Annotated in this window: 21 protein-coding genes and 1 tRNA gene; 17 read left to right on the top strand and 5 right to left on the bottom strand. The window is 37.7% G+C overall.

Annotation, left to right across the window (positions count from 1 at the left end; genetic code table 11):
- Positions 1–95: 95 nt before the first annotated feature.
- The 6 genes from rpmG (at position 96) to IHV09_RS13505 (ending at position 3256) form a co-directional block, all read left to right on the top strand.
- Positions 96–245 (top strand): 50S ribosomal protein L33, encoded by a 150-nt coding sequence (gene rpmG / locus IHV09_RS13530; RefSeq protein WP_066242361.1) that lies wholly within the window; start codon positions 96–98, stop codon positions 243–245.
- 108 nt (positions 246–353) lie between these two features.
- A complete protein-coding gene (locus IHV09_RS13525) occupies positions 354–911 on the top strand; it encodes a 5-formyltetrahydrofolate cyclo-ligase (protein ID WP_197264700.1) in 558 nt (185 codons plus the stop codon).
- A complete protein-coding gene (locus IHV09_RS13520) occupies positions 912–1697 on the top strand; it encodes a DUF92 domain-containing protein (RefSeq protein WP_197264699.1) in 786 nt (261 codons plus the stop codon).
- A complete protein-coding gene (locus IHV09_RS13515; RefSeq protein ID WP_197131111.1) occupies positions 1682–2287 on the top strand; it encodes a molybdenum cofactor guanylyltransferase in 606 nt (201 codons plus the stop codon). Before IHV09_RS13520 ends, IHV09_RS13515 begins: the two co-directional genes overlap by 16 nt.
- Before the next feature lie 43 nt (positions 2288–2330).
- A complete protein-coding gene (locus tag IHV09_RS13510) occupies positions 2331–2507 on the top strand; it encodes a hypothetical protein (RefSeq protein ID WP_197131220.1) in 177 nt (58 codons plus the stop codon).
- 2 nt (positions 2508–2509) lie between these two features.
- Positions 2510–3256: an HAD family hydrolase gene (locus IHV09_RS13505; RefSeq protein ID WP_231618333.1), complete on the top strand. Its 747-nt coding sequence runs from the start codon at positions 2510–2512 to the stop codon at positions 3254–3256.
- Here IHV09_RS13505 and IHV09_RS13500 read toward each other — a convergent pair.
- Positions 3216–4079: a hypothetical protein gene (locus IHV09_RS13500; protein ID WP_197264698.1), complete on the bottom strand. Its 864-nt coding sequence runs from the start codon at positions 4077–4079 to the stop codon at positions 3216–3218. The two genes, IHV09_RS13505 and IHV09_RS13500, sit on opposite strands and share 41 nt — an antisense overlap.
- A 115-nt stretch (positions 4080–4194) precedes the next feature.
- Here IHV09_RS13500 and IHV09_RS13495 point away from each other — a divergent pair, with 115 nt between their 5' ends.
- The 6 genes from IHV09_RS13495 (at position 4195) to IHV09_RS13470 (ending at position 11824) form a co-directional block, all read left to right on the top strand.
- Positions 4195–5238: a M42 family metallopeptidase gene (locus tag IHV09_RS13495; protein ID WP_197264697.1), complete on the top strand. Its 1044-nt coding sequence runs from the start codon at positions 4195–4197 to the stop codon at positions 5236–5238.
- A gap of 156 nt (positions 5239–5394) precedes the next feature.
- Complete coding sequence (locus tag IHV09_RS13490; RefSeq protein WP_370568840.1) at positions 5395–6858, top strand: spore germination protein; 1464 nt, start codon at positions 5395–5397, stop codon at positions 6856–6858.
- A 111-nt stretch (positions 6859–6969) separates the two neighbouring features.
- Positions 6970–7161 carry a YqgQ family protein gene (locus IHV09_RS13485; RefSeq protein WP_197131091.1) on the top strand — a complete coding sequence of 64 codons (192 nt, stop codon included), beginning with the start codon at positions 6970–6972 and terminating at the stop codon, positions 7159–7161.
- Positions 7162–7174: 13 nt separating this feature from the next.
- Entirely contained in the window at positions 7175–8134 is a 960-nt protein-coding gene (locus IHV09_RS13480; protein WP_197264696.1) for an ROK family glucokinase, read from the top strand.
- A gap of 481 nt (positions 8135–8615) precedes the next feature.
- Positions 8616–10529 (top strand): LTA synthase family protein, encoded by a 1914-nt coding sequence (locus IHV09_RS13475; RefSeq protein ID WP_231618302.1) that lies wholly within the window; start codon positions 8616–8618, stop codon positions 10527–10529.
- A gap of 101 nt (positions 10530–10630) precedes the next feature.
- Positions 10631–11824 carry a M14 family metallopeptidase gene (locus tag IHV09_RS13470; protein ID WP_197131072.1) on the top strand — a complete coding sequence of 398 codons (1194 nt, stop codon included), beginning with the start codon at positions 10631–10633 and terminating at the stop codon, positions 11822–11824.
- Positions 11825–11901: 77 nt separating this feature from the next.
- Here IHV09_RS13470 and IHV09_RS13465 read toward each other — a convergent pair whose 3' ends face one another.
- Together IHV09_RS13465 and IHV09_RS13460 are read right to left on the bottom strand one after the other, a co-directional pair.
- Positions 11902–12087, bottom strand: coding sequence for a DUF2759 domain-containing protein (locus tag IHV09_RS13465; protein WP_066242324.1), 186 nt, complete (start codon positions 12085–12087; stop codon positions 11902–11904).
- 86 nt (positions 12088–12173) lie between these two features.
- Positions 12174–12602, bottom strand: a complete 429-nt coding sequence (locus IHV09_RS13460) for a hypothetical protein (protein WP_197264695.1) — start codon at positions 12600–12602, stop codon at positions 12174–12176.
- A 73-nt stretch (positions 12603–12675) separates the two neighbouring features.
- Here IHV09_RS13460 and IHV09_RS13455 point away from each other — a divergent pair, with 73 nt between their 5' ends.
- A complete protein-coding gene (locus tag IHV09_RS13455) occupies positions 12676–13308 on the top strand; it encodes an MBL fold metallo-hydrolase (RefSeq protein ID WP_197131066.1) in 633 nt (210 codons plus the stop codon).
- A 2-nt stretch (positions 13309–13310) separates the two neighbouring features.
- Entirely contained in the window at positions 13311–14396 is a 1086-nt protein-coding gene (locus tag IHV09_RS13450; RefSeq protein WP_197264694.1) for an SAM-dependent methyltransferase, read from the top strand.
- 36 nt (positions 14397–14432) lie between these two features.
- On the opposite strand, the gene IHV09_RS13445 is transcribed toward IHV09_RS13450, so the two are convergent.
- A complete protein-coding gene (locus tag IHV09_RS13445) occupies positions 14433–14681 on the bottom strand; it encodes a DUF2626 domain-containing protein (RefSeq protein ID WP_066242314.1) in 249 nt (82 codons plus the stop codon).
- Positions 14682–14866: 185 nt separating this feature from the next.
- Between IHV09_RS13445 and IHV09_RS13440 the strand changes: the two genes are divergently transcribed.
- The gene (locus IHV09_RS13440) at positions 14867–15256 is read left to right on the top strand and encodes a Spx/MgsR family RNA polymerase-binding regulatory protein (RefSeq protein WP_197131060.1); all 390 of its coding nucleotides are present in this window, start codon (positions 14867–14869) and stop codon (positions 15254–15256) included.
- Between the two features lie 39 nt (positions 15257–15295).
- Here the strand turns inward: IHV09_RS13440 and IHV09_RS13435 are convergent.
- Positions 15296–15370, bottom strand: a tRNA-Gln gene (locus IHV09_RS13435).
- 124 nt (positions 15371–15494) lie between these two features.
- Here IHV09_RS13435 and comGA point away from each other — a divergent pair.
- The gene (gene comGA / locus IHV09_RS13430) at positions 15495–16601 is read left to right on the top strand and encodes a competence type IV pilus ATPase ComGA (protein WP_197264693.1); all 1107 of its coding nucleotides are present in this window, start codon (positions 15495–15497) and stop codon (positions 16599–16601) included.
- Positions 16552–17583 carry a competence type IV pilus assembly protein ComGB gene (gene comGB / locus IHV09_RS13425; protein WP_197264692.1) on the top strand — a complete coding sequence of 344 codons (1032 nt, stop codon included), beginning with the start codon at positions 16552–16554 and terminating at the stop codon, positions 17581–17583. Before comGA ends, comGB begins: the two co-directional genes overlap by 50 nt.
- The last annotated feature ends 5 nt before the right edge of the window (positions 17584–17588 follow it).

The raw sequence follows: 17588 nt of genomic DNA, 5'->3' as shown, positions 1-17588 counted from the left end.
GAATTTGTTATCATGTTATGGTATGGTTTAATAGAGAATATGACTGTTAGTAACCATGAAAATGTACTTTGGTAAAGATGTGGAGGGAAACAACAATGCGTGTAAACATTACTTTAGCTTGTACTGAAACTGGTGATCGTAACTACATCACTACAAAAAACAAGCGTACGAATCCAGACCGTTTAGAGCTTAAAAAATACAGCCCGCGTTTAAAGAAATACACAGTTCACCGTGAAACAAAGTAATTTCACGTAGAAGCGCCTGAGACCCATGCAAATGAGGGATCAGGCGTTTTTTCATGCAATCAGACTCATGATAAGATAAATACATCACGTTATAGAGGTGTTTAATATATGGATAAATTACAATGGAGAAAGAAGTTAAAACAATTGTTGCTCTCAATGGGAAAAGAAGAAAGAAAGGTAAAAAGCGAAGCGATATCTAATCTTTTATTTCAAACGGACGAATGGAAGAAGGCAAATTGTATCGGTATCACCGTTTCTAGAACATTTGAGCTTGATACGTCATACATCATAAACCAAGCATGGACTGAAGGAAAGATTGTCGGCGTCCCTAAGTGCTACTCTAAACATAAACAGATGGAGTTCAGAGAGATACGTTCATATGAAGAACTAGAAAATGTATATATGGATTTATACGAACCTAAGGTAGATGTTACTTCGTGCATAGAGCCGTCTCAACTGAACATGATCATCGTACCAGGTCTTGTATTTGATAGAGAAGGGTACAGAATTGGTTACGGTGGCGGATATTTCGATCGCTACTTACAATCTTATGATGGTTCTAAACTTTCAATTGCTTACACCTTACAGACTACGAATTCTCTTCCACATGAAAACTATGATATCCCTGTGGATACGGTTATTACGGAAGATGGTCGATTTCGGTAGATGATGATCATACTAGTAGGTGTCGCTCTTCTTTCCATCATGTCAGCTTTATTCAAATGGCTAACGATTGCAGGCAGTTTAACAGCGTTTATATTGGGAGTAATTATTAATAAGGCTTTTGGTTGGCAAGGTTTGATTATACTCGGTCTCTTTTTCATAACTTCTACACTTTTAACGAAATGGAAGAAAGACAAAAAACAGGATCAAGACGCATTACACCCCGAAGACAAAAAGGGAAGGTCTGCTTGGCAAGTACTTGCCAATGGTGGAGCAGCTCTACTGGCAGCAATAGGTCATCTGACGCTTTCAGATCCGTTATGGCATATTGTGTTTGCGGCTACCTTTGCGACAGCTACAGCAGATACATGGGCTTCAGAGATAGGTGTCCTATCGAAGCGAAGACCGTTTCATATTAAAGAATGGAAAAAGGTTGAACCTGGTTTATCAGGTGCAGTATCAAGTCTAGGTACAATTGCAGCAGCGACAGGAGCATTATTAATTGGCTTTAGCTTTTATTTTCTTTACGACACATCGATTACGATTCTGATGTGTATTGCGATTTCTGGATTTTTAGGAAACGTAGCAGATACCCTTTTCGGGGCTTGGTTTGAACAAAAGTATGTTTGTTCCATTTGTAAAAGAGAAACCGAAAGCCGCACTCATTGTGGTGCCAAGACGGTAAAAGTATTTGGATATGCCTTTTTTACAAACAATCTTGTGAATTTTTCCTCTACGATTATTGGAGGTCTGATTGCGGGAGGTTTATACATATGGTTCCTAAGTTGAAAGTTATAGGGGTTGTTCTTGCAGGCGGTGAATCTAGAAGGTTTGGTAGTCCAAAATTGTTCGCTAAATGGGGAGTTACCACTTTTTTTGAAAAAGCGATGAATGCAATCGCTCCACATTCAGATGAGCTCGTAGCTGTTGTTCGTGAAGAATGGATAGAGAAGTTAGAGCACAGCCATCCTTATGCCACAGAACTAATTGCCGATGTTGAATCTTTTAAAGGAAAAGGTCCTTTAGCGGGAATATACAGTGCGATGATGGAAAGAAAGGGAGATTATTATTTGGTTACCCCTTGCGACATGCCTAGAATGAGCAGCGATATGTATGGAAAATGGATGGAATTTGCTACTGAGCATCCGGAGTATGATTGCATCATCCCGGTTTTGAACGGAAAAGTGTTTCCACTTAACGGCGTATACAAGAGATCATGTCTTCATCAAATGAAAGAGAACTTAATGAAGGAAAACTTAAAGGTTTTATCCTTATTAGACCGTAAACACACAAAATATATAGAAGTACAAGAAGAAGAGGCATGCTTTTTCAAGAATGTTAATACGAAAGAAGATCTTTTAAATCTAGGGGACGAATAAAAAGTGCATTCCAAACAGAAAGTAGTAGCAAGGAGGTTTTCACATGAAAGGATTTGTGATTAAAAGCTTTTTGATATTCCTTGCTATTGTACTCGGTTACAGAATGAGATACCGTTTGATGAATAGCGCTCTTGGCAATCCGTTTATTCGTCGTTTCTTAGTTGGCAGTGCTATGTCATTTCCAGGGTTGCGATCTAAAATGATGGATGAAATCATTTGACCATGCAATCGGAAAAAGCAGCATTCTTCTTTGATTTAGACAATACGCTGTTCGATTATGAAGCCTCCTTTAAGAAGGCTTCTTTATTTGCATTTCGTAGCATTACTTCTATGGATAACGCAGATAAGAAGTTAGAAGAAAAATGGTTCACTTGTTATAAGACTTTTTGTGATTTTTATTGGCAGGCGTATGAAAAAGAATGGATCACTCGAGAAGAATATCAAAGTAAACGCCTATTATCTTCATTACGTGCAGCAAGGTTAAGAAATTTTAGTAAGAAAGAAATACAGCAATTTCAACAGCTGTTTGAAAAGAATGTGCATTTATTTGTAGAACCCTATTCATGGATAAAGGATATTTTCCAAGTCTTAACTCGTTATAAAATCACGTACGGAATCATTTCTAACGGAAGTGCTTTCGTTCAAAGAAACAAAATAAAGCAACTGCAACTTGATATTCCCGAAAAACACATCTATATTTCATCGGAAATAAAAGTGGCTAAACCTAGTCCTGAGATTTTCCATTTTGTAAAGAAGAAAACGGAAGCAAGCGCCTTATACTATGTTGGTGATTCTTATTCCTTAGATATGGTTCCAGCCATTCAAGCTGAGTGGACTGCTATATGGTGGAATCCGTTGAAATTTACTATTACGAATGAGAGTAATCCTCATCATAACTGTTACTCTAGCCGTGAATTAATAGAAGTCATCATGAGATATATTGAATCAGCTGGATGTTCTCTCCGTTAGTTGTCTGAAATAAAACAAATAAATATTTTTTATCTTTACTGATTAAGATGAAAGGCATCGAACTTCCGATCGGACTTACTCTTTGTCCATTTTTTGTAGTAATGCCTAAAAAGTAATTTTTATATAATCCTTCCCAAAGCTTCCCTATAATCTCCTGACTTTTGGATGGAGAGAACCCAGGTAGTGGTTTGCTGTTATAATCTGTTAACGATTCTAATGAGATCACGCTATATTCGTTGATATCAATCTGATAGAAGTTTGTTGTTTGTGTGAGTGTTTGCTGCAGAAATTTATTTGTTTTTTCATCGAGTTCATTTTTAGCTTTCCGCTCAGTGGTATCCTTAGGGACTTGAAAACTTGAGAACGATTGATCTAGTTTTGCTGCATATAAATAATCCTTACTCATTCTCTGTACAGAACGGTATTTCTCTTCACTAAGATGTATTTCACCTTGATGAAAGGAGATGGCTTCCCATAGCCCCGGTATCGAACTTATAATGTCTTTTTCAAGGTCAATCTTTGAAGCAGATGTTTTCCATTCTGTCATCTTGTTGTTAAGTTTTCCGTTCTCGAAAATCATTGCAATATCTTGCCTCAAATAAACACGTTCAGAAGTCTCTGAGTTTACCTTCCAAAGCAAGTCATAGTTTGAAGTGGTTCCTCTAACGAATGAAAGCTCCGAGTCTGCTTCCTTAAAAGAAAAAGCGTTATCTAACGGAAAGAATGTAATGCTTTCACGTGCTTCTTTTTTTACAAACGGCTGGTAGATGATACCTATTACAAGTATAATAATTAACAGATAAATTGAAATTCTCCACTTCATACAAATCAGCCTCCCTTTCGGACAACTTGTTCCTAAATTTTATGCAATCCTGTCCAATTTAGAAGGCTCGAGTTCAAGAAAAGTATGAAGGGGTTAAACGAGAGGGGTTAGAGTCATGGAAATACAAACAAAAGAGATCGTGAGTTACATTAAAGAACTTGTACATATCCCAAGCCCGTCTGGGAATACAGAAGACGCAATCGATTTTATGAAATCATTCTTAGAAAAAAATCAGGTGTCATTTAAAACAACGAACAAAGGTGCTGTGATTGCTACCATTCGAGGTGAGGATGATTCAAAACACCGCCTGTTGACCGCACATGTAGATACTTTGGGTGCTATGGTGAAAGAGATTAAAAGCGATGGGCGTCTAAAATTAGACCTAATCGGAGGATTTTATTGGAATACCATTGAAGGTGAATATTGCTCTATACATACAAACTCAGGAAAAACGTTTAGCGGCACGATTATGATGCATCAGACAGCCGCACACGTATATAAAGGAATGAACGATTTAAAACGGGATGAGAAGAACATGGTCGTTCGAGTAGATGAAGAGTTTCATTCTAAGAAAGATGTTGAAGAAGCGGGAATCTCAGTAGGAGATTTTGTATCTTTCGAGCCTAGATTCGAACAAATGGATAGTGGATTTGTGAAGTCTCGTCATCTAGATGATAAAGCGAGTGTTGCGATCTTGATGTATGTAATCAAACAGATCAAGGCCAATTCCATTAAGCTGCCTTACACGACCCATTTTTTGATCAGTAACAATGAAGAGATCGGATATGGTGGTAATTCGAACATTCCAACTGATACAGTCGAGTATTTAGCGGTAGACATGGGTGCGATCGGTGACGGTCAGGCAACAGATGAATTTACCGTAAGTATCTGTGCAAAAGACTCTGGGGGACCTTACCATCATGGGTTAAGAAAACATCTTGTAGATTTAGCGGAAAAACATGATATCGGATATAAAGTTGATATCTATCCTTATTATGGTTCAGATGCAACAGCAGCCATTCGTGCTGGCGCCGATATTGTGCATGGTCTTATCGGACCTGGGATTGATGCATCTCATGCTTTTGAGCGTACACATATCAAGTCATTAAAAAATACAGCAGAGCTTATTCACGCCTATTTGAAGTCGCCTCTAGTTTAGTCTGCAAACCCTTAGCCTTAGCTAAGGGTTTTACTTTTTTATCTACTCATTGCCACTGAAATGAAGTTATGAAGAAGTTTAGAGTAATCGTTGTTGACCAAGGTATGAAACAGAAAAATAAAGTGAAAGATGATAGGCAGAGGAGTGATGAAAAAAATGTCATATCTGCCAAAAAAACAACCTCTTTCACCTAGTTTTGATGAAAACGTTCAGTATATGAAAAATCAACTAGGCGTTGACATAAGTTTTGATTGTATTCATCTTGACTTAGAATATGCCGGAAGAAGAATGGCCTTATTTATGGTTGATGGATTCGTTAAAGATGATATTCTTCATTATTTAATGAAGCTGCTTGCCGATCTAGAGCCTGGTCAATTAGATCCGGATCCACTTGTAAAGCTGATGAAGACGTATCTCCCTTATATAGAAATCTCAACGTCAGATGATCTGAATCAAGGAATCGATTGGGTATTAAGTGGACCCACAGTTCTTATCGTTGAAGGTGTTTCGGAAATCCTTCAAATTGATGCTAGAACATACCCGGTTAGAGGACCTGAAGAACCGGATGTTGAGCGCGTTGTTAGAGGGGCAAGAGATGGTTTTGTTGAAACGATCGTATTCAATACCGCACTTACGAGAAGAAGAGTTCGTGATCGTTCACTCCGCATGGAGTACATGAGTATAGGCAGGAGATCGAAGACAGATGTATGTATTTCATATATAGATGATATTGCGGATCCCCATATCGTTGAACGTATTAAAGACTCATTGAAAAAAATTGATACGGATGGACTTCCGATGGGTGAGAAAACAGTTGAAGAATTTATTTGTGGCCGTCACCTCAATCCATATCCGTTAGTGAGGTATACAGAACGACCAGATACTGCAGCGGTTCATTTATTTGAAGGACATGTTTTGGTTTATGTAGATGGCTCTCCTTCTGTCTTGATCACCCCAACAACATTCTGGCATCATCTGCAGCATGCAGAAGAATATAGGCAGAAACCAGTCGTTGGTGCATATTTAAGGTTTGTTCGATTTTTAGCTGTGTGGATATCGATCTTTTTATTGCCATTGTGGTATTTGTTTTCTGTGCATAAAGAACTACTACCTGTAAATTTATCATTTATAGGTCCTGAAGAGATTGGGGTTGTCCCCTTATTCTTGCAGTTTGTGATCATCGAATTGGGTATGGATATGCTCAGGATGGCTACCATTCATACACCGACATCTGTATCGACTGGACTAGGATTGGTCTCAGCTATTGTAGTTGGACAAGTAGCGATTGAAGCAGGTCTATTTGTAAATGAAGTAGTTCTCTATATCGCAATAGCTGCAATAGGGACATTTGCTACTCCAACGTATGAGCTCAGCTTAGCAAATCGTTTATTAAGACTCTCTCTATTAGGATTAACCGCATTGTTAGGTGTACCAGGATATATTATAGGCTTTACTTTAGCCGTATTGTTCTTTGTATCGTTTAAGTCCTTTCACATCCCTTATCTCTGGCCGTTCATTCCTTTTAACCCAAAAGCCATCCGAGATGTGATCTTAAGGATTCCTATGCCTTTAAAGAACAGAAGACCAATCGTATTACATCCGAAAGATCCCGATCGCTAATGGATATTAAAAAGACAGCTGCCATGTACAGCTGTTTTTTTGTATATAAATTCTGTGCAAAGGCTTGCATTTTTCCTTATACTATTTGTTATAATGACAAAGGTGATAATTATGAAAACAATGTATGATGTTCAACAGCTATTAAAAAGGTTTGGAACCTTCATATATACAGGAAACAAGATAGCTGATTTAGAATTGATCCAAGAAGAAGTCAGAGAACTCTACGAACAAAAACTCATTGATGTAAACGAATTCAAGAATGCGATCATCATTATTCGAGCAGCACATAATAAATTACAATAGAGGATGAGACAAGATGGAGAAATGGCTAGTTGGTGTTGATTTAGGTGGAACGACAATTAAAATCGCTTTTGTAACGTTAGACGGTCATATTGTAGAGAAGTGGGAAATCCCTACAAATATTAGTGAAGATGGAAAGCATATCGTCACAGATATTACTGAATCCATCCATCTAAAGCTAAAGGACTTATCACAACCAAAAGAAAAGCTTGAGGCGATTGGTATGGGGGCTCCTGGTTTCATTGATATGAAAACAGGATTCATCTTCCATGCCGTAAACATCGGGTGGAGAGATTATCCGTTAAAAGAAGAGCTAGAAAAAGCGACAGGCCTTTCTGTCATCGTAGATAATGACGCTAACATCGCTGCAATCGGAGAAATGTGGCGTGGTGCAGGTGATGGTGAAGGCAACTTACTGATGGTTACATTAGGTACTGGAGTCGGCGGCGGAATTATCGTAAACGGACATATCATGCACGGAACAAATGGTATGGCTGGTGAGATCGGGCATATAACTGCTATACCAAATGGTGGAGCACCATGTAACTGCGGTCGTACGGGCTGCATAGAAACGATAGCTTCAGCAACAGGTATCTCACGCATATCCAAAGAAAAAGCTCTTCAAGACACCTCTTCCTCTCTTCATACATTATTAGAGCAAAAGGGTGATATAAAAGCTAAAGATGTTGTAGCAGCTGCTGAAAAGGGAGATCAAGTAGCAATCGACACGTTGGAAGAAGTGACATTTCATTTAGGATTAGTGATATCAAACCTTGCAAACAGCATTAACCCAGGTAAGATCGTTATTGGTGGAGGAGTCTCTAAAGCAGGTCATACTTTAATGGAGCGTTTAGAGCAGAAATTTAATCATTTTGCACTCAAGAGAGTTAGAGAGGGCGCTGAAATGAAAGTGGCTACACTAGGCAACGATGCTGGTGTAATCGGAGGAGCTTGGTTAGCTAAACATAATCGCTAATTAATCCTTGTGTAAATGGCAGTTAATTAAATTTTGATTTTAAACAGAGAGCTTGTAGGTAAATAGAAGGAAATTTTTTCTATACAGTCCTTTGTAAAAGAAATCAGTTCAACGGCTAACATAGGAAAATATTAAAAAAGTTGTTTAAACAGCGAACCGCTTCACCGCGGTTCGTTTTCATTTTTTTGAAACTTTTTTGAGTCAAGTTCGTCTAATGGTTTATGGATTTAAAAAAGGGGTAAAACTAATATAGTTTTGTTGTCCTATTTGTCAGAATCTTGAAATAGTACGTTAGGGTATTGAATTCTTGTGTGAAACCATTTAATATACTCTTTATGTAATCCTTTGATTAAGGTTTTGTAAATTTGTAAAAGATGAATTTACATTCTTAAGATCAATGCGTACCGGATGCAAAGAGAGATAGTTAATAGGGAAAAAATGAAAACGAGAGTTCTTTTTGATTGAGGAGGTCAGAGAACATATGAAAGAAAAAATGAAACAAGCTTTTGCTGAATATAGATTTTTCTTTATCGCAATTGCTTTATTATGGATTAAAACATTTATCATTTATAAAACCGCATTTGAACTGCCAATGGACAACAAAGTTCAAGAGTTAATTCTTTTTATTAACCCGATCAGTTCTATTGTTCTTTTCTTAGGTATAACACTTTACTTTAAAGGAAGAACACACAGAAGAATGATTGTTGCTGTCAGTGCGATCATGAGTTTTATTATGTATGCCAATATGGTGTTCTATCGTTTCTTTAATGACTTTATCACCATTCCAGTCTTATTCCAAACGAGCAACATGGGCGACTTAGGTAATAGTGTATTTGAATTGATACAACCTACTGATTTATTGGTATTCATTGACATCGTTATTTTGGCTTATTTCATGAGACGAGCTGATTACCGACCTGCACGTGCTTCACGCAAGCAAATCACGATTACTTTTGCTGCGGCAATCGTATTATTCATCGTGAACGTTGGTATAGCAGAGACGGAAAGACCGCAATTATTAACACGTACTTTTGACCGTGAAATGTTGATTAAAAACATTGGTTCATATAACTACCATATCTACGATTCCATCATCCAATCTAAAGCAAAAGCACAGCGTGCATTTGCTGATGGAAGTGAAATTACAGATATCGAGAACTATTCGCGTGCTAATTACAAAGAACCAAACCCTGAGATGTTTGGTAAAGCGAAAGGCAAGAACGTTTTTGTCATTTCAGTTGAATCAACACAGAACTTTGTCATTAATGAGTCTGTTAACGGTAAAGAGATTACACCATTTATGAATGATCTGATCAAAGACAGTTATTACTTCCCGAACTTCTATCACCAAACAGGGCAAGGTAAAACGTCTGACTCAGAGTTTTTATTAGATAACTCTTTATATCCACTACCAAGTGGAGCAGTTTTCTTTACTCATTCTCAGAACCAATACAATGCAACACCAGAAATTTTAAAAGAGCAAGGTTACTATTCATCCGTACAGCATGCTAACAACAAAAGTTTCTGGAACCGTGATATCATGTATGATAATTTCGGTTACGACCGTTATTACTCATTAAAAGATTTCGAGGTAACTCCTGAGAACTCAATCGGGTGGGGGTTAAAGGATAAAGATTTCTTTAAACAATCCATTCCACACCTTAAAGAGATGCAAGCGATGAACAAACCGTTCTATACGAAATATATTACGTTAACAAACCACTTCCCGTTCACATTAGAAGAGGAAGATGAAATGATTCCAGAGTGGACGTCTAGCGATGGAACAGTTAACCGTTACTTTACAACTGTCCGTTATACAGACGAAGCACTAAAAGAATTCTTCGCTGATGTTAAAGAAGCTGGTCTTTATGAAGATTCGATCTTTATCATGTATGGCGATCATTATGGTATATCTGAAAACCATAATGATGCAATGGGCCAATTCTTAGGAAAAGAAATTACTCCTTTTGAATCGACTCAATTGCAAAAAGTACCTTTAATTGTTCATATGCCAGGTGAAAAAGGAAAAACAATGGATACAGTTGGTGGACAGATCGACCTTAAACCAACGATCCTTCACTTGTTAGGTATTGATACGAAAGGTGACATTCAGCTAGGTTCAGATTTATTCTCTAAAGATAGAGAAGATTTCGCTGTCCTTCGTGACAATTCTTATATCACTAAAGATAATGTGTTCACAGATGGTAAGTGTTATGACAAAGCAACAGGAGAACCTGTTGAAGGTGAAAACAATGCTTGTGAGCCATACAGTGAACGCGCTAAGACTGAACTTGATATGTCAGACCGTATCATTTATGGAGATCTATTAAGGTTCTACGACAAAGATAAAGCAAAAGATAAAGCTGTTAAACAAGAAGAAAAGCAAAAACAATAAAGATTTAGAAGCACTCAACTTCGGTTGAGTGCTTTTTTATTGCATAACTGCTTTGTGCGAACATACATCTTTAAGAGGAAGGTTTAAAGGGAGGGCTCTGTTTGGAAATTGTCATGCGTAACGGCGATTCATTCTGGTATTACTCACGTCTATTATCTATCCCTTACGTGTTGATTAAAGACTCTAATCCTAACGTAACCGCAGCAAGCATGATCGCAGGGGAGAGTATAGAGATCCCTGGAATGTTCTTAGAAAAATATAAGATTAAAAATGGTGATACTTTTTTTTCAATAGCAGATAAATATGATATTCCTCTGGATGCATTATATTTAGTTAATCCAACTGTGAAACCGAAGGAAATATTTACGAAGGACATCATCAATATTCCGAGAGTGCTGCCGTATCCATCAATAAAATGTCAGAGGAAATACAATACAGCTGCACTAAATCATGATATAAGTAAACTTCTTAACGTTTATCCATTCATAAAAAAACAGGAGATTGGTAAATCTGTTCTCGATAAACCGATAGAGATGCTTGTAATAGGAAATGGAAAAAAGAAAGTGCATATTAACGGTTCGTTTCATGGAAACGAATGGATTACTTCCGGAGTTCTGATGAGGTTTATTAATGAATATGCAGCTGCACTATCAACAGATAAAGTATTGAATGGATACAAAGCTATGGACTTATATCGAGATACTACACTTTACGCGGTTCCTATGGTCGATCCAGATGGAGTCGACCTCGTTTTGAACGATCTCCCAGAGAACTCTGAGTGGAAAGAGGTTGTTTTAAAATTAAATAAAGGAAGCAAAGATTTCTCTGGGTGGAAAGCGAATATTCGAGGGGTAGACCTTAATAATCAATTTCCTGCAAGATGGGAGCTTGAACAAGTGAGAAAACCAACTTCTCCTGCACCAAGGGATTATCCTGGTACCGCTCCATTAAGTGAACCAGAAGCAATAGTGATGGCAGAGGTTACAGAAAAGCACCAATTTGATCGAGTGGTAGCCCTTCATACACAGGGAAAAGAATTATACTGGGGTTTTGAAGGGGAAGAACCTATGCCGATATCAGGAGAGATCGCAAGTGAATTTGAGAGGGTTAGCGGATATAAAGCGATTAGATATGTGGATAGTTATGCAGGATACAAAGATTGGTTTATTCAAGAATACAGGAAACCCGGATTCACCATCGAGCTTGGAATAGGGGTTAACCCACTTCCTTTACGACAGTTCGATACGATCTATGAAGATACAAGAGGGATCCTGTTAGCCGCTCTTTACATGTAAGGCAGGATGAGGGGCTGCACAAGCTTAAAAGAAAGAAAAAACCATCAGAAAGGGAATTCTGATGGTTTTTTAGCTTTTTAATGGCCTGTAGAGCCGCCGCTGCCTACTAAAACGTCCAGAACAGTCATGACTGTAAACCAGCCAAAAACTGCAAACGTTAAAAAGGCAAAACCTGCTGCCATTAAATTTTTAATTTTTAACGAACGCAATAATCCCAATGCAGCTAAAATAGCTACTAAGCCGAATATAATGGCTAATCCCATTATTCTGTGCCCCCTTGCTCTGGAGTAATACCAATCCTATGTATAACGCTTTCACACAGGTATAACCTTGTATTATTTTACTTGTTTTATTCTGGTTTGTCGAGTGCACTTTGGAACAAAATGAACTCAATTGTTAGTTTATAGGCAGAAGCCCACTTTTTAACAAGGAGTTCTTGCTGGCTTCCAACAACAAAAAATCTATCGTTTTTATGTATGATTTCTGCAATTAATTCTTCTTCTGTTTGAAATAAAAACATTGTCTTCTCTTGCTCTTCCCCTTCTTTCATATAAAAGATACTTATCATATCAAGATAAAGATACGTTTGTTTTGAGTCAGATGTAAACCCATAATCCTCAAATAAAAGAGTGGTTCTTAAAGGTTTAATTGAAAGCAAAGGTATTGCTTCAAAAAGTTCATCATCTTTTTGAGAAGTAATGATGAGATCTTCATGTTGATCATGCATAGAAACAGGATCGGGCGTATCCATATTTTCGTATCCGAAAAATACTTTCATGTGTTTCCTCCGAAATAATGTTTGTTTTAGTGTAAGATAGAAAGTAATAACTTGCAATTGGAGGCTATAAACAATGAAGTGGAAAAAGTTAACGGTAGGACCTGTACAAGAGAATACATATATTATCTACAATAATCAGAACGAAGCTATAGTCATCGATCCGGGCAGTGAAGGTAGAAGGATCATACAAGCATTAGAGTCATTAAAGGTTAGACCTTTAGCTGTTTTACTAACGCATGCTCATTTTGATCATATCGGGGCTGTCGATGACGTCCGTGAAAAATATAATATACCGTTGTATGTTCATAAAAAAGAAGCAGATTGGCTGAGTGATATAAAAAAGAATGGATCAAAATATTTTGGTCAGAGCATTACAGCAAAGCCAGCAAGCCACATTTTAACGAATCAAGATAATACCTTGAAGATCGGAAGTTTTTCATTCGAGGTCCTAACGACTCCAGGTCATTCGCCGGGAAGTGTTTCGTATTATCATAAAAGCAGTGGTGCTGTTTTTTCAGGTGATGCATTGTTTGCAGGAAGTATTGGAAGAACAGATCTTCATGGTGGGGATCAGGATGTGTTGATCAATAGTATTCATGAAAAGCTGCTTAATCTGCCAGAAGAAACGGTCGTTTTATCAGGTCATGGCCCTGAAACAACAGTGGGAATGGAAATGGATTCGAATCCATTTTTAGGCGGGTTTTAATCGTGTTACCCACGAGTTTCCTGCAAAAAAAATTAAAAACAGATGAATGGATAACAATGGAAGAGTTCATGGGACATGCCCTGTATCATCCGATAGAGGGTTATTACATGAAACAGAACGTGAAGATCGGTAAAAACGGGGACTTTTATACAGCAAGCCTTGTTTCAGACGTATTTGCTATGGTATGGGCAGATTTATTTGTACGTACGATCGCTGATAATAATCTCGATCCAATCGTCGTGGAGTTTGGGGGAGGAAGCGGTCATTTTGCTCGGCAAGTTCAAGAGAGTTGGTCTTTACGATCAATCGAACACGTTTCATATGTCATTGTAGAACCGAGTCCGTATCACAAAAGCTTATTGGAAAAGAAGTTGGCTGGATTTCCAATTACGATTCTTTGTTCATTGGATGAACTTATACAGCGATACCCATCATTCAGAGGAATTATATTTGCAAATGAAGTTCTTGATGCGTTTCCACTTCGGATCTTTAAACGAAGAAAAGAAGAATGGTATGAAAAAGGAGTATCTCTTCACAAAAACACTGAAAATCTATGTTTTGTTTATCGGCAACTGGAAAATTCATCATTACAAAAGACATTGGATGAAATCTTTTCTTTTAGAAACAAAACAAATGAACTTGAAGTTTCCTTTTCCATGCTTACTTGGCTAAAAACCATTTACGAATGGATAGAAAAAGAATCTTGCTTGTTTTTTGTTGATTATGGATTGATTGGCGAAGAGTGGAACACTACACATTTAAAAGAAGGAAGTATTAGGGGCTATTATCGTCATCAAATACAAAACAATCCGTTAGCATTTCCCGGGATGATGGATATTACGTTTCACATAGATTGGGAACAAGTGATAAAAGCAGGTAAAGATTCTGATGTAACTACATTACGTTTAAAGAATCAAGGAGATTTCTTATTAGAGGAAGGACTATTATCCTTGTTAAAAGATACACATAGTCTTGATCCATTCTCCATCGAACATAAGAGAAATCGGGCCATACGTTCATTCCTACTGGATCACACACTAGCGAATGGATTCCAAGTTATACAACAAAAAAAGCAGACCGTATCGTAACAGTCTGCTTTTTTGTAGCTTCTTTTAGAGAACTGATTAATGTCCTCCGCCAGCGCCAGGAGTCATCATAAACGTTGACCAGTATGTAAAACCAACAAAGAAAACAGTTAAATAAGCACCAAAGATATAAATATACATACGCTCAGATAAGTTCAAATACCCTAATGAAACGAACATAATCGTTTGTCCTAAGAACAATAACGCCATGTCTTGCATATCGCCTAAATAAGCCATGACACCGATGATTCCAGTCCAAAAGCCTAAAACCTTATACATTCTTGACATATGTATCCCCTCCTTTTTTCGCCAATACTTGTATCCTTTAGTATTATATATGAGTTTCCACTCACTTGTAAATGCCAATTGTAAGCGGATAAATACACAATTAAAAGATAATTCATGAATATTAGCTGTTTTTTGGTTTATTATGCCTCTTTTAAAGGTAATGTAAACCAAAAGGAGTGAGTCTTATGAGTTCAATAACATTCTACACATACCCAAGCTGCACATCGTGCCGTAAAGCAAAAATGTGGCTTAAGCAAAATAAAGTATCGTTTGATGAAAGACACCTATTTAAAGAAACGCCAACGGTTGAAGAACTTAGAGAGCTATTGAAACTTACAAAGTATGGTACAGAAGATATTTTGGCTAAAAGAAGTCAGTCATTTAAATCACTAGATGTTGATATCTATGATCTTTCAACCAATGAACTATTAACGCTATTGAGTAAAAATCCGAAACTGTTGAAGCGGCCATTAGTGACAGACGGGAAACAGCTCATTGCGGGGTATAGTCCTGGAGATATGAAAAAATTATGTTCTACAAAAGAAAAAGAACACATCTCTAGTCATGTGTCCTGAATATAGCACTCTTTGCTTTTAAAGAGTGTTATTTTTTTTTGGCTGGGCTAGCTGGATTCGAACCAACGCATGACGGAGTCAAAGTCCGTTGCCTTACCGCTTGGCTATAGCCCAATGCAACAATACTAGTATGAGCTCTGTCGAAATTTATATGCATTCATTTTTTTAAAAAATGCAGGAATTGTCGTTTTATGACAGAATTAATATACCAATCCAAATAAAAGGGAGATGATACCACTTGCCGATTAAGCTGTTAGGCAATTCAATCCTTCATGAGGCAGTAGTTCAGAAAGCAACAGACATTCATTTTATACCGATAAAAAAAGGGGGAATCGTTCAATTTCGTATAGATGATCGGCTGATTGAACACAGAAAGCTTTCTCAAGAAGAGTATATCAGGGTGCTCGCTCATTTTAAATATTCTGCTAGAATGGACATTGGCGAACATCGCAAGCCACAGAGCGGTTCAATGGACGTTTTGATCAATAATGTAAATGTACATCTTCGTTTTTCATCTATACCATCCGCGTTTAATGAATCACTCGTCATTCGATTACTTCCTCAGCAAGAAACACTAGCTCTTCATGAACTATCACTTTTTCCTCACGTGTTCCAAAAACTTTTATCCCTTATTAAACGTTCCAGCGGTCTACTATTGTTCTCTGGCCCAACCGGATCCGGTAAGACCACCATCTTATATTCTTTGCTTCATCACCTTCAGAAAAATTATAAACGGCAAGTAGTAACACTTGAAGATCCCGTAGAACGGAAAGTAGATTCGTTTCTGCAGATGGAAATTAATGAAAAAGCTGGTCTGACATATGGTGAAGGTTTCAAGTCATTGTTGAGGCATGACCCCGATGTGATCATGATCGGTGAGATCAGAGACGAATCGACTGCAAGACTTGTTATTCGTGCATCATTGACGGGACACCTTGTGCTGTCTACGATGCATGCTGCAGATTGTATCGGGTGTATTGAGCGTCTTCGAGAATTTGGCATACAAGAAACTGAACTGCAACAAACATTGATGGGTATTGTATCTCAGCGACTGATTTCGATACCGTGTCCTTTTTGTGGAGACGATTGCGTTGATTTTTGTTTTAAATTCAGAACGTATAGAAGAGCAGGAATCTACGAGATGCTTTGTAATCAAGAATTATTATCTTCTTTAAGTAAGGTTAGCGTTGACATGCCTACTTATAAAAATCTCTCTTTTTCCTTTAATCATGCCTTTGCAGCAGGTTATGTAACAAAAGAGAGCTATGAAAGATGGATGGGAGGAGAAACAAAAAGTGATAAGAAGGGGCTGGAAACGGGCTTCTCAAGGGACGTTTCTTTATAAGCTTGGCTTTTTGTTGGATCAAGGCTACACGATTAACAAGAGCATCGAACTCGTCAGGTCACAGCTTCCGCAAAGTAAGCAAGAAGTAGTGGATGATATGCTCGAGATCCTTGCTTCTGGAAGTTCGGTTATCGAAATCTTTTCACCGCTACAATTGCCAAAGGAAGTAGTAAGTTCGTTATCGATAAACAGTGCGAACGGCAACTTGACAAGAAGTCTCATGGAGAACGGGACTTTTATGAAGAAAAAAGCTGAATGGCGTGCACGTCTGAACAAAGCCATCAGATATCCTCTCTTTCTTCTATTCCTCACAGCGTGGATTGGGATAGTGTTCTATCAATTCTTATTTCCTCAATTTTCAATCCTATTTTCATCGTTAGAAGTCAAAACTCCGATGTTTACTACATGGATGCTTACTTTTTTAGGGTTTATACCACTTTTGGGAATATACTTCCTGTCTTTATGCCTCACTTTATGGATTGTTATTATCATTATGAGAAAGAAAGCAAAGCCTTCTACACAGATGGATCTACTCTTGCGAATGCCAATCTTAAGAAATTTTCTTGTTTTATTGAATACTCATTTTTTTAGTGTGAACTTCGGCTCGATGCTGCAAAGTGGTTTATCCGTTTCGGACGCTCTTCTTGTTATGGAGGATCACTTAAACAAAGGTTTTTATAAGGAAGAAAGTCAGAGGCTTCAGAAAGGTCTCTTGAATGGAACTGAACTTACTGATCTTTTGCTTGCGAAGTCATATTTTACGAAAGAACTAGCTGATATCGTTCGCTTTGGATTAGCTCATGGTGAACTTGGGAGAGAATTAATTTCGTATGGCGAATGGATCTTTAAGGAGTTAGAAGAAAAGATCTACATGTCATTGCAAAAGATACAGCCTATTCTATTCGCTGGGATTGGAGTTTTTGTCTTACTTATGTTTGCCTCTATGTTATTGCCTATGTTTACACTCATGGAAGCATTATGAGGAGG

The organism is Fictibacillus sp. 23RED33 (assembly GCF_015903925.1).
Lineage (GTDB): Bacteria > Bacillota > Bacilli > Bacillales > Fictibacillaceae > Fictibacillus > Fictibacillus phosphorivorans.
The sequence above is the reverse complement of the archived record's forward strand: the minus strand, read 5'-3'. Positions and strand labels throughout refer to the sequence as shown.

What these genes read in the sequence shown, in the direction of transcription:
- rpmG (WP_066242361.1), top strand. Translation starts at nt 96, where the DNA reads ATGCGTGTAAACATTACTTTAGCTTGTACTGAAACTGGTGATCGTAAC.
- IHV09_RS13525 (WP_197264700.1), top strand. Translation starts at nt 354, where the DNA reads ATGGATAAATTACAATGGAGAAAGAAGTTAAAACAATTGTTGCTCTCA.
- IHV09_RS13520 (WP_197264699.1), top strand. Translation starts at nt 912, where the DNA reads ATGATGATCATACTAGTAGGTGTCGCTCTTCTTTCCATCATGTCAGCT.
- IHV09_RS13515 (WP_197131111.1), top strand. Translation starts at nt 1,682, where the DNA reads ATGGTTCCTAAGTTGAAAGTTATAGGGGTTGTTCTTGCAGGCGGTGAA.
- IHV09_RS13510 (WP_197131220.1), top strand. Translation starts at nt 2,331, where the DNA reads ATGAAAGGATTTGTGATTAAAAGCTTTTTGATATTCCTTGCTATTGTA.
- IHV09_RS13505 (WP_231618333.1), top strand. Translation starts at nt 2,510, where the DNA reads ATGCAATCGGAAAAAGCAGCATTCTTCTTTGATTTAGACAATACGCTG.
- IHV09_RS13500 (WP_197264698.1), bottom strand. Translation starts at nt 4,079, where the DNA reads ATGAAGTGGAGAATTTCAATTTATCTGTTAATTATTATACTTGTAATA.
- IHV09_RS13495 (WP_197264697.1), top strand. Translation starts at nt 4,195, where the DNA reads ATGGAAATACAAACAAAAGAGATCGTGAGTTACATTAAAGAACTTGTA.
- IHV09_RS13490 (WP_370568840.1), top strand. Translation starts at nt 5,395, where the DNA reads ATGTCATATCTGCCAAAAAAACAACCTCTTTCACCTAGTTTTGATGAA.
- IHV09_RS13485 (WP_197131091.1), top strand. Translation starts at nt 6,970, where the DNA reads ATGAAAACAATGTATGATGTTCAACAGCTATTAAAAAGGTTTGGAACC.
- IHV09_RS13480 (WP_197264696.1), top strand. Translation starts at nt 7,175, where the DNA reads ATGGAGAAATGGCTAGTTGGTGTTGATTTAGGTGGAACGACAATTAAA.
- IHV09_RS13475 (WP_231618302.1), top strand. Translation starts at nt 8,616, where the DNA reads ATGAAAGAAAAAATGAAACAAGCTTTTGCTGAATATAGATTTTTCTTT.
- IHV09_RS13465 (WP_066242324.1), bottom strand. Translation starts at nt 12,087, where the DNA reads ATGGGATTAGCCATTATATTCGGCTTAGTAGCTATTTTAGCTGCATTG.
- IHV09_RS13460 (WP_197264695.1), bottom strand. Translation starts at nt 12,602, where the DNA reads ATGAAAGTATTTTTCGGATACGAAAATATGGATACGCCCGATCCTGTT.
- IHV09_RS13455 (WP_197131066.1), top strand. Translation starts at nt 12,676, where the DNA reads ATGAAGTGGAAAAAGTTAACGGTAGGACCTGTACAAGAGAATACATAT.
- IHV09_RS13445 (WP_066242314.1), bottom strand. Translation starts at nt 14,681, where the DNA reads ATGTCAAGAATGTATAAGGTTTTAGGCTTTTGGACTGGAATCATCGGT.
- IHV09_RS13440 (WP_197131060.1), top strand. Translation starts at nt 14,867, where the DNA reads ATGAGTTCAATAACATTCTACACATACCCAAGCTGCACATCGTGCCGT.